The following is an 11,265-nucleotide window of genomic DNA, read 5'->3' as shown; positions in this document are numbered from 1 at the left end:
CCATCAACAGGTGTTGATCTCTTATACATCTTTACATATTCATCAGACATATACTGGAAGTTAAGCATCCAGGAATACAGGATATTCTCTTCTCCCTCTGGGATAAGAAGATGGGCTTTTACCATGAAGTCTTCGTGGAGACCAATATAGACCTGTGCATGATAAAGTAAAGTATTTCTTGATTGATAGACTGCTTCTTTCACTTTACCATTAAGATCGTTTGTGTCTACGCCCGGTTCTCCAGCTATTTTTCTGGCAGCTGCGGCACGGCCGCTTACATTTCCATCATTGAACAATAATACTTTAGATTCCGGATCCAGTCCAATTTCTTCTGCTCTATATACAGGCATATCAGTAACTACAGTACCTGGAGAATTCTTAGCTAATTCATAAGCTTCCCTAAGAGTACTTACTTTAATTACATTGTTACCATAAAACGGTGCCTCTATGATAGCACGAGTTTGAGTAAACATCGGATTATGAGCACCAATTTCTTCACGTTTAAAGTTTGCTTTCGTTGACATTAAAATCTTCCTCCTAAATTTTATTTATTCCAATAATTCCATAAATAGAATTATCGGATTTATTATAAAAAAGCAAACCAATATCAGAAAATGCTGATTTACTTTCTTACTATTTTGAATTAAAAAGTATTCCAGTATAATTATAAAATTTTTAAAGGTATATGTCAATGAAATGTTAAAAAATTCACTAAGATTTTCCATCCATATAAATATCCAGTCTTTTACTAATTATTTCAAAAGGTGCAGGGCCGGTATTCAGAATAAATTCATGGAAATCTTTCAATTTAAAGTCATCTTTTAAAGCTGTTTGAGCTTTATCACGGAGTTCTAAAAACTCAAGATAGCCAATAGTATATTTCAAGTAATTGGCAGGATCTTCAATGACGGCATAATAAAAATTACGTATTGTTTCTTTATCTGTGAGGTTTAATTGCTCTTTGAGATAAGAAGATGTGTCATCAAAAGTCCATCCTTCATAATTCACACCAATATCAACCCGGGCATACAACGCTAATATAGCAGCATTATTTTTCTCTAACAGAGCAGCCACATCTTTTTCAAAGCCAGCCAGATAATAAGATTCAAGTTCAACATAAGTGGCCCAGCCTTCAGAATATCCGCCAAAATTAAGGATACTTCGAATGGGATCAGGAGATTGCTGATTAAAATATACACATTGATATAAATGGCCTGGATATCCTTCATGGGCCAAAGTAGTAAAAATAGATGACATATCATACTTAGGGCTTTGATTTATATAGATACTATTTTCTTTATAATCATCTAAAGCCGGAGTCAGATAAAATGCAGGACTTAAATATTCTTCTAAGGAGTCATCTACATATTTCACCGTATAGTTTACATCTGAAAGGGGAGGATAATCTTCTTTGATTGCTTCTTTTAAATAATCTAATATTTCATTAGGATCTTGTAAATCATAGGTTACTTGTAACATTTTATTTATTGCATCAGGATTTGAACTCGCTATTTTTTGAATTTCGTTTATGTTATTATTCATGGTATTATCTAAGAGTTCAATTAATTCCGCTATTGTTTTTGAAGATCCAGTCTGAGCCTTTACCAGATATTCATAATAAGATTTCCCTTTTGGAAAATTGCAAAGACCTCCATCATTTACTCCCGTTCCTTTTAGTTTGGTTAAACTGGATGCCAGTAAATTATAGGCAGGAATTACATTTTCTAAAACGGCTTTCTTATTTTGGGTTTTGTAAGTTTTAATTTCTTCTTTTGTTAAACCGGAGAAAGTAGAAATTTTTTCATTGAAAACAGATATGAGTAAGTTATTATCCTTTTTCTTGGTAAATGCATTGCATTGTTCAATGATTTCATCGGCAATATAATCACTCATAAACAATCCGTCCTTTGATTTTGCTTGTTCGTAGTTAATGATCTCTTTAAAATAGTCATAGGTACAGTACAATAGTTCTATGTAATCATCGATATCCTCTTTGTCATAAAACTTATATTCTGCCAGTAATACAGGAAGCTGGGATTGTATTCCAAGGGTAGGACTTAAGCTTTCTGGATATAATAACATATTGTCTAAAGAATTATCCTGAATAAATAGATATTCTAAAATATCATAAGTTAATTTCTGCTCACTGGTTAGAACATCATAGTCAATTTCCTTTAAACGTTCAAGGTAATTCTCGGAACTTGCCAGACCTTCTATTGTTGAATCGATACCATAGTTACCCAGAGTTGGTGTGTATTCATGAATACCATAATTTTCAGGATTAGCTAAAGTATAATTTAGAGAAATACTGTCACTTTTTACTTCTTTTAAGAACAGCTCATTGGTTAATTGATTAAAAACTTCCCGTGTATTTAACACATCTTCAGTAGATTTCCTACAGCTGGGGATCATAACTAAAAGTATAAAAAGTAGACATAATAAGTATCGTTTTTTTGCGTTTTTCATATTGCCTCCTTATATTTGTCTTTATCAGGTAAATTTACCTGTCAGTCTTCCTATGAATCAACTAATCTTATTTTTATTATATTATAATATAACTTGTTATAGTATATAAAAGTTCATACCTTGACAAATGTTAGGATACAAGATAAACTAAAACAAATTGAACTGACAAAAGCAATGAAAAGAAGAGTAAGTAGATTATAGGATGAACAGAGAGCCCTGTTGATGAGAATGGGTCATAATATAACTACTGAAGATGGTCTTGGAGCTTCGCACTGAGAGTTTACCTTTAGGCTGCGACGGTTACACCCGTTATCGTGTATGCTATGAACTGGAATATAAGATTATAGCTGTGGAGACTTATACTGTGGAGTATAAGTGAATTAAAGTGGTACCACGAAGCAATGCTCTCGTCTTTAAAAATAAAGAAGAGAGCTTTTTTTTCGAGTTGCATGAGGCAAAGGCCAGCGAGTAGCGTGAAGTGTGCCAATCTGCTATAAGTCAGTAAAAAAAATAATCAGGAGGGATTTATCATGGCAAAGAAACCATATTATATTACAACAGCAATCGCATATACATCCGGGAAACCTCACATTGGAAATTCATATGAAATCGTATTGGCAGATAGTATTGCAAGATTTAAAAGACAGCAGGGATTTGATGTTTTTTTTCAAACAGGTACGGATGAACATGGACAAAAAATTGAATTGAAAGCAGAGGATGCAGGGATTACTCCAAAGGAATTTGTGGATCAGACGGCAGGAGAAATAAAAAGAATATGGGATGTTATGAACACTTCCTATGATAAATTTATACGTACCACAGATGACTATCATGAAAAACAGGTACAAAAGATATTTAAAAAATTATATGAACAGGGAGATATCTACAAAGGACATTATGAAGGTATGTATTGTACTCCTTGTGAATCTTTCTTTACTCCTTCTCAATTAGCAGATGGAAAATGTCCGGATTGCGGAGGGGAAGTACAACCTGCAAAAGAAGAAGCATATTTTTTAAAGCTTAGTAAGTATACAGATAGATTAATTGAACACATTAACACCCATCCGGAATTTATCCAACCGGAATCAAGAAAGAATGAAATGATGAATAATTTCTTGCTGCCAGGTCTGCAAGATCTATGTGTATCAAGAACCTCTTTCAAATGGGGAATTCCTGTGGATTTCGACAACAAACATGTAGTATATGTGTGGATAGATGCATTAAGTAATTATATTACGGGATTAGGTTTTGATCTAGATGGAAAACATGAAGAATTGTATAATAAATTTTGGCCGGCAGATCTTCACCTTATAGGGAAAGATATTCTAAGATTTCATACAATCTACTGGCCTATCATGTTAATGGCTCTTGATATTCCTCTGCCAAAACAAGTATTTGGTCATCCTTGGTTACTACAGGGAGATGGAAAGATGAGTAAATCTAAAGGAAATGTATTATATGCAGATGAACTGGCAGACCTCTTTGGGGTAGATGCTGTTCGTTATTTTGTATTGCATGAAATGCCATTTGACAATGATGGCATAATTTCCTGGGAACTCATGATTGAAAGAATGAATTCTGATTTAGCGAATACATTAGGCAATCTGGTAAATAGAACAATCTCAATGTCTAATAAATATTTTGATGGTATTGTAAATAATTCTGGAATAAAAGAAGAAGTGGATGATGATTTAATCAAAGTTGTCCTTGAAACACCTGGAAATGTCGTTGCCAAAATGGATAAATTAAGAGTTGCTGATGCAATTACAGATATATTCACATTATTTAAAAGATGTAATAAATATATCGATGAAACTATGCCATGGGTTCTGGCTAAAGAGGAAGCAAAGAAAGGCCGTTTAGAGACAGTTCTTTATAATTTAATTGAAAGTATTACTATTGGAACAAGTCTGTTAAGTTCATTTATGCCGGAAACTGCAAATAAAATAGTGAATCAGTTAAATACAAAGATAAGAAATATAGATGAATTAACTACTTATGGAAACTACCCATCTGGATTAAAAGTTACAGCTGCCCCTGAGATTTTATTTGCCAGATTAGACCCAAAAGAAGTAATGGAGAAGGTTGAAGAAATGTTTGCAGAAAAAGAAACAGCATCCGTGGTATATCCAGTAGTAGAGAAAAAACCAGAGATTACAATAGATGATTTTGATAAGGTTCAGATTCAGGTAGGAGAAGTGATTGCATGTGAGCCTGTTAAAAAAGCGAAAAAATTATTAGTATCTCAAATCAGGGTTGGCAATGAGGTAAGACAAATTGTATCTGGTATCGCTAAGCATTATACTCCTGAAGATATGATAGGAAAGAAAGTTGCTGTTATTACAAATCTAAAACCAGTGACACTATGTGGTATCCAGTCAGAAGGTATGATTCTTGCAGCAGGAGATGATGAAGGAAATCTTTCTGTGGTGACCGTAGATAAAGATATTATTAGTGGTTCTGAAATCTGTTAATAATATGACGCTTTGCCTGTAGGGTATTTAGAACTTGTGGTTTCAAATATTAATATTGGATACCACAAGTTTTATATTACCGGTATAGGCAAAGGTATATACCATGTAATATTAAAGATATGTAATAATGAGTATTATATTATTATGCCAGGGAGGGATTATTTTGGGTAATATTATCGAAGGATACTGGAATTGCCCATACTGTGGGACAAAAGGAATCCAAGGAAGTCTATGCTCTCTTTTCAGACAGTGCATTACAGGGAGAGCATAGACTTTGTTGTATTATTCATAATAGTTTTGCAACAGCCTTTTCAACGATACTTACAATAGGTCCCGGGATAAACTATCGCTTATTTCCCATAAAGAAAAGAGCAATCGTACCAGGTCCTGAATGAGCACCAACGGTAGGACTTACATAATCAATTAAGAAAGAGTGAATTCCAAATCGGTCTTTTATAAGAGAGGCTACATATTCTGCATCGGCTAAAGAATCCCCATGGCTAATGAATATAATGTCATTTTGCTCTTCATAGCCATTGATCTGCTTCTCCATGTTATCCACTAATGTAGTAAGGGATTTTTTTCTGCCTCTTACATTTTGAAGAGGTATTAGTTTCCCTTCATCATTCACATGTAGAATTGGTTTCACATTAATCATAGTTCCTATAATGGCTGTAGTTTTTGATACACGTCCGCCACGTTGCAGATGGAACAAATCATCTACTGTAAAGAGATGACAGATATGCAATTTATTTTCTTCTACCCAGGATGCAATCTCTTCTAAAGTTTTTCCTGCTTTTTTTAACAAAATAGCTTTATGGACCAATAATCCTTCTCCAAGAGAAGCACATAGGGAATCCACAAGAATAATTTTACGATCTGGATAATCATCTTTAAGTTCATTGGCAGCAATCATTGTGCTGTTAAAACTTCCACTTAATGCAGATGAAAAGCCGATATGAAGAATATCCATTCCCTGATCTAAATATTTTTTGAAAGTTTCTTTTGCAGTTTCAGGGTTTACTGCCATTGTTGTTGGCATTTGACCTGACCTCATTTTAGCATAAAACTCTTCTGGCGGTAATTTAACATCGCCTCCATAAATTACTCCTTCAAGGTTATAATAAAGAGGAAGTATTTCAATATGATAGTCCTTCACATATGATGCCGGTAAATCAGATGTAGTATCCGTAGTTATTACAAAATCATTCATTAAAATCGTCTCCTGCTATAAATTTAATTTATATTTTTATTAAATAATAAGATAAGATTATACTTTGCTAATTTTAAGCCATACAAAGCAAAATCATTCTTTTGTGTATTATAACATAGTAATATTATCCATGTCTATTTTTATATCAAAATCCTTATGATATCAAAATGTGCTCTTATAATGTTATTATCAGAAAGAAAGGATTATGTTTATTACTTATATGATAACCAATTACAGGGATAGATATCTCTTGTTCTTTGCAGAATGATATATTATAATATTGTGGACTAATACAAGGTAAGATGGATTGAATAGAAAGAGGAATCAAATATGATTTTTGAAACACATGCCCATTATGATGATGAGCAATTTGATGAAGATAGAGAAGAGTTACTATTATCTTTGCGTGATAATGGAATAGAATATGTGGTTAATATTGGATCGAGCATAGAAACATCCAAGAATACATTGGAACTCACAAAAAAATATTCCCACGTATATGGAGCAGTGGGAGTGCATCCCAATGAGACGGAAGAACTTAATCAGAGTTCATTTGATCTATTAAAAAAGATGACGCAAGAACCGAAAATTGCTGCAATTGGAGAAATAGGTCTGGATTATTACTGGAAGGAACCAGAACCGGTAATACAAAAGGAATGGTTTGACAGACAAATGTCTTTAGCAAAAGAAGTAAAATTACCAATCGTGATCCACAGCCGGGATGCAGCCAAAGATACAATTGATATGATGAATGGAGCAGGGGCAAGGGATATAGGAGGAGTGATCCATTGTTATTCCTATTCTTTAGAAACTGCAAAAATATTTTTAAATATGGGTTTTTATTTAGGGATAGGAGGCGTTGTAACTTTTAATAATGCTAAAAAGTTAAAAGAAGTAGTAGACTATGCACCATTGGATCGTCTTCTTTTAGAAACAGATTGTCCATATCTTGCACCGGTGCCCTTTAGAGGAAAGAGAAATTCTTCTTTATATATACCTCATATCGCCTCTGAAATAGCAAAAATAAAAAATATCGATTATAATGAGGTTATCAGGGTTACTATGGAAAATGCGAAAAGTATGTATAAAATATCTTAAATGGTTAAGAACCATAAATAATTTCACATATCACGGAATAATAGAAGCGAGGGAATAGATGGCTACATTAGGAAATCCACAAAACACAATAGAAATTATAAAAAAATATAATTTTATATTTCAAAAGAAATTTGGGCAAAATTTTTTAATCGATACCCATGTACTGGATAAAATTATATCAGCAGCAGGTATAACAAAAGAAGATGTAGTGTTAGAAATTGGACCGGGAATTGGAACGATGACCCAATATCTTTGTGAATCAGCAAGAGAAGTAATAGCGGTGGAGATCGATAAGCATCTAATTCCCATATTAGAGGAGACTTTATCTGCTTATAATAATATTACAATTATTAATGATGATATACTAAAAGTAGATATTAACAAAATTGTAAATGAAAAAAATAATGGAAAACCAATTAAAGTAGTTGCTAATCTTCCATATTATATTACTACACCAATTATAATGGGGTTATTTGAAAGTAGGGTTCCGATTGAAAATATCACTGTTATGGTACAAAAAGAGGTTGCTGACCGTATGCAGGTCGGTCCGGGAACAAAAGATTATGGTGCCCTTTCTCTGGCAGTACAATATTATGCAAAACCATATATTGTAGCCAATGTTCCTCCTAATTGTTTCATGCCTCGTCCTAATGTAGGAAGTGCAGTAATCCGATTGACCAAACATGAAGAAAGACCGGTAGAAGTTATAGATGAGAAACTCATGTTTCAAATTATAAGAGCATCTTTTAATCAAAGACGTAAGACTTTAGTAAATGGATTAAATAATTCTCCGGAAATACAATTATCCAAGGATATCATCGCAGAAGCAATTATAGAATTGGGTGTTCCTGAAAATATACGGGGAGAAGCACTGACATTAGAGCAATTTGCAGGGTTAAGCAATATTATATTATCAAAAATTAAATAATAAAAGTCATAAAGCACTTATTTCCTTCATATAATATTCTAAAAGGGAGTGAGTGCTTTGTCTGATTATAAAAGAATTGTTTCATATATGTATGATTACCAAGACGGTCTAAAGAAAAATAACGTAGGTTTTGCAAGAGTAGAAGCAAGAAATGATCAGTGTAAAATCATGATTAATATAAAAGCTCCTAGTCTTAATAATAATACATTAAAGGCATATATATTCTATAGAAATGATGACGTAATAAGACCATTACCAATTGGAAATATGATTATCAGAAATGGTATTGGCGATTTAAAAGCGATCACAAAGGCCGGTAATATTTTGAATTCATCTTATACCCTGGACCAAATGTGCGGGATAATTGTATATTTTAATGATGGAAAATATTATGCAACAGAATGGGATGATAAACCGGTTATTCTGCGTAATTTTAATAATGATGAACTCATTGTAGGTGAGAAAGTTCCCATTTTAGACAGGGAAGCTGAAGAAAATTGTGATGATCTTAATACGAATGAGATGGAAACAAAAAAAGAAAGTATAAATGAAGTCATAAAAGATTTTGTAGAAGAAATGATAGAAGAAGACAAAAAAGAAGATTTTGAAGAGGTAGCTAAGGAAAGTATTAAAGAGGTATTTGAAGATAATATAAAGGATACCATTGCAGATGTCATAGAAAATATAAAAGATGGGATAGAAGATATTTTTGAAGATAATAAAAAAGAAAGTATCAAAGAAAGAGAGAACTTAGATAAGGCAGAAAAAGAAGAGAAAAGTGATAATAAAGAAACAATACATAAAGAAGATGCTGCAGTTCTTGAGAAAGAAGAGATAACTTCACCAATTGCAGCAAGAATATTTTCTCGTTATACGAAAATGTTCCCATTTGAAGGAAATGAGATAGCAGAGTGTGTTAAAATAGAACCTCAGGATATTGGAGCATTTCCAATTGAGAATTGGGTATTAGGCAATAATAGCTTCTTATTACATGGTTATTATAATTATAAACATTTAATATTTGCCAGAAAACGATGTGAGAATGGTAATCAGTATATTATAGGCGTACCAGGTTTCTTTCAAAGCAGGGAAAAATTTATGGCAAAATTATTTGGATTTGAAGACTTTAAACCAACGAAAGAAAAAGAACCGGAACAAGGAGAATTTGGATATTGGTACACTACAATTAATTTATAAAAATAAACGGGTTGCAGCAAGATATAATCTTGTGGCAACCCATATTTTGCGTGAAAATATAGCGAAAAAAGACAGGATTCCTAAATTTCAGAAATGAGGGCGAATCTAATTTGATCAATCCATTTACCACGTAAGTAAACACTTGAACGGGCAATTCCTTCAGGTAAAAATCCCAGTTTCTGAATCAGGTTAATTGATGGTAAATTATCAGGAACAATATATGCTTCAATTCGGTGCAGCCCATAAAGAGAATAGGCTATGTTGATTAAGTAATATAAAGCTTCTGTAGCATATCCTAACCTTAAATAATCTCTGTCCATTTTGTAGCTTATAATGCAACTTAAATAAGAGCCTTTGATAATATTTTGGATGCTCACGCTGCCGATTGTTTTATTAAGGTCAGATTTTTCAAAGAGCCACAAACGCAGCATATGAGAATCTTTCATAAGTTTATTCTCATAATTGAGATTGGCCTGCTGAAAGGCTCTGGTATAAAATAATGACACTCTGTCAGGTTCAAAAGGTTCTAAGAAATCCTTATTTCTTATATAAAAATCTAAAACTTTATCAGAAGAATCGGATTGTAATATCTTAAGAAATAACCTGGAGGTCTCATATTCCATTTTCATAATAAACTCTCCTTTTAGTCAATACCACGAAGTTCTATAAGCTCAACATAGGGAGTTAATATCTCCTTGAAAGCATATAATTCATCTTTGGAATAACTGGATAGCCCGGGGAATAATATATCTCCAGAATCTTTATAAGATTGTAAATAATAAGATTTTGCTCCTTTAATCCAATTACCTATCTGAATAAAATCAGAAGGGGCATGAAGCTCTTTTACTACAGTAGTCCGAAATTCATAAGGGAGACCACAAGACATAATAAAAGATACCGAGTCCTGAATCTTTGAAGTATTAAAATTTAAAATTCCTACAGTTGTTCCATACTTTTCCAGGGAGTTTTTAATATCCATGGCAATATAATCAATTAAGTCCTCAGCTACCAGGTATTCTATCATATTCGGATTGTTTCCATTGGTATCTAGTTTGACCTTTAAACCGATTTCTTTGATCTTACGGATAAAATCAGGAAGATTCTTATGTATGGTAGGTTCTCCCCCTGTAATACATACTCCTTCTAATATATGTTTTCTTTTGAAAAGAGTTGATAATATTTCTTCTTCCGGAATGGAAGGCTGTTTATCAGGATACATTACTAAAGAAGCATTATGGCAGAATGGACATCTGTAATTGCAACCTCCTAAAAAGATAGTTGCTGCAAGATGTTTTGGATAATCAAGTAAAGTTGTCTTGTTAAATCCATGGATTTGCATGTTGTCACCTCTTACATAAAGTGTTACTATAAATATAGCAGATATTGGGGTTAAAGTCTATAAAATTGAAACTTAGAGGTAATATATGGACGATAGATACATGAAGGAAGCAATTAAACAGGCAAAGAAAGCTTATGGTATAAACGAAGTCCCTATTGGTTGTGTTATTGTCTATAGGGAGAAAATTATAGCAAGAGCATATAATAAAAGAAATACAAAAAAAAACACATTGGCACATGCGGAAATCTTAGCAATTGACAAAGCAAGCAAGGCTTTAGGAGACTGGAGATTAGAAGAGTGTACTATGTATATAACATTAGAACCTTGCCAGATGTGTGCTGGAGCCATTGTACAGGCCAGGGTGAAGAAAGTTGTAATTGGCAGTATGAATCCGAAAGCAGGATGTGCAGGTTCCATCTTAAACCTTTTACAAATGGAGGAATTTAACCACCAGGTAGAAATAGAAAAGGGAGTTATGGAAGAGGAATGCAGTAATCTTTTAAAAACTTTTTTTAAAGAACTAAGAGAAAATAAAAAGTAAATAAAAGGA

At 32.9% G+C, this 11,265-nt stretch carries 9 protein-coding genes, 1 pseudogene and 1 other annotated feature; of the genes and pseudogenes, 5 read left to right on the top strand and 5 right to left on the bottom strand.

All coding sequences use genetic code 11. The features are described from left to right. Positions 1–524, bottom strand: a pseudogene (locus EDD66_RS02880) (phosphoenolpyruvate carboxykinase (ATP)); the annotation flags it as partial. A gap of 187 nt (positions 525–711) precedes the next feature. Then, on the bottom strand, positions 712–2,466 hold the full coding sequence (locus EDD66_RS02875; protein WP_123608038.1) for a DUF885 domain-containing protein: 1,755 nt from the start codon (positions 2,464–2,466) through the stop codon (positions 712–714). Positions 2,467–2,631: 165 nt separating this feature from the next. Then, positions 2,632–2,884, top strand: a binding site (T-box leader). 112 nt (positions 2,885–2,996) lie between these two features. Between EDD66_RS02875 and metG the strand changes: the two genes are divergently transcribed. Next, positions 2,997–4,940, top strand: coding sequence for a methionine--tRNA ligase (gene metG, locus EDD66_RS02870; protein ID WP_123608037.1), 1,944 nt, complete (start codon positions 2,997–2,999; stop codon positions 4,938–4,940). 343 nt (positions 4,941–5,283) lie between these two features. Here metG and EDD66_RS02865 read toward each other — a convergent pair whose 3' ends face one another. Then, positions 5,284–6,153, bottom strand: a complete 870-nt coding sequence (locus EDD66_RS02865; protein ID WP_123608036.1) for a DegV family protein — start codon at positions 6,151–6,153, stop codon at positions 5,284–5,286. 330 nt (positions 6,154–6,483) lie between these two features. On the opposite strand from EDD66_RS02865, the gene EDD66_RS02860 reads away from it, so the two are divergent. The 3 genes from EDD66_RS02860 to EDD66_RS02850 are packed head-to-tail and all read left to right on the top strand — an operon-like array spanning position 6,484 to position 9,376. Next, the gene (locus EDD66_RS02860; RefSeq protein ID WP_123608035.1) at positions 6,484–7,251 is read left to right on the top strand and encodes a TatD family hydrolase; all 768 of its coding nucleotides are present in this window, start codon (positions 6,484–6,486) and stop codon (positions 7,249–7,251) included. Positions 7,252–7,309: 58 nt separating this feature from the next. Beyond that, positions 7,310–8,179, top strand: a complete 870-nt coding sequence (gene rsmA / locus EDD66_RS02855; RefSeq protein WP_123608034.1) for a 16S rRNA (adenine(1518)-N(6)/adenine(1519)-N(6))-dimethyltransferase RsmA — start codon at positions 7,310–7,312, stop codon at positions 8,177–8,179. A gap of 57 nt (positions 8,180–8,236) precedes the next feature. Further along, positions 8,237–9,376: a DUF6128 domain-containing protein gene (locus EDD66_RS02850; protein ID WP_123608033.1), complete on the top strand. Its 1,140-nt coding sequence runs from the start codon at positions 8,237–8,239 to the stop codon at positions 9,374–9,376. Positions 9,377–9,456: 80 nt separating this feature from the next. Here EDD66_RS02850 and EDD66_RS02845 read toward each other — a convergent pair whose 3' ends face one another. Further along, on the bottom strand, positions 9,457–10,005 hold the full coding sequence (locus tag EDD66_RS02845) for a GNAT family N-acetyltransferase (RefSeq protein WP_123608032.1): 549 nt from the start codon (positions 10,003–10,005) through the stop codon (positions 9,457–9,459). 14 nt (positions 10,006–10,019) lie between these two features. After that, positions 10,020–10,715, bottom strand: a complete 696-nt coding sequence (locus tag EDD66_RS02840) for an anaerobic ribonucleoside-triphosphate reductase activating protein (protein ID WP_123608031.1) — start codon at positions 10,713–10,715, stop codon at positions 10,020–10,022. An 85-nt stretch (positions 10,716–10,800) separates the two neighbouring features. Here EDD66_RS02840 and tadA point away from each other — a divergent pair, with 85 nt between their 5' ends. After that, the gene (gene tadA, locus EDD66_RS02835; protein ID WP_123608030.1) at positions 10,801–11,256 is read left to right on the top strand and encodes a tRNA adenosine(34) deaminase TadA; all 456 of its coding nucleotides are present in this window, start codon (positions 10,801–10,803) and stop codon (positions 11,254–11,256) included. The last annotated feature ends 9 nt before the right edge of the window (positions 11,257–11,265 follow it).

Origin of the sequence: Mobilisporobacter senegalensis (assembly GCF_003752155.1) — a bacterium.
Lineage (GTDB): Bacteria > Bacillota > Clostridia > Lachnospirales > Lachnospiraceae > Mobilisporobacter > Mobilisporobacter senegalensis.
The sequence above is the reverse complement of the archived record's forward strand: the minus strand, read 5'-3'. Positions and strand labels throughout refer to the sequence as shown.

Bases quoted from the DNA above. Each gene is read 5' to 3' on its own strand.
- EDD66_RS02875 (WP_123608038.1), bottom strand. From the start codon at position 2,466: ATGAAAAACGCAAAAAAACGATACTTATTATGTCTACTTTTTATACTT.
- metG (WP_123608037.1), top strand. From the start codon at position 2,997: ATGGCAAAGAAACCATATTATATTACAACAGCAATCGCATATACATCC.
- EDD66_RS02865 (WP_123608036.1), bottom strand. From the start codon at position 6,153: ATGAATGATTTTGTAATAACTACGGATACTACATCTGATTTACCGGCA.
- EDD66_RS02860 (WP_123608035.1), top strand. From the start codon at position 6,484: ATGATTTTTGAAACACATGCCCATTATGATGATGAGCAATTTGATGAA.
- rsmA (WP_123608034.1), top strand. From the start codon at position 7,310: ATGGCTACATTAGGAAATCCACAAAACACAATAGAAATTATAAAAAAA.
- EDD66_RS02845 (WP_123608032.1), bottom strand. From the start codon at position 10,005: ATGAAAATGGAATATGAGACCTCCAGGTTATTTCTTAAGATATTACAA.
- EDD66_RS02840 (WP_123608031.1), bottom strand. From the start codon at position 10,715: ATGCAAATCCATGGATTTAACAAGACAACTTTACTTGATTATCCAAAA.
- tadA (WP_123608030.1), top strand. From the start codon at position 10,801: ATGGACGATAGATACATGAAGGAAGCAATTAAACAGGCAAAGAAAGCT.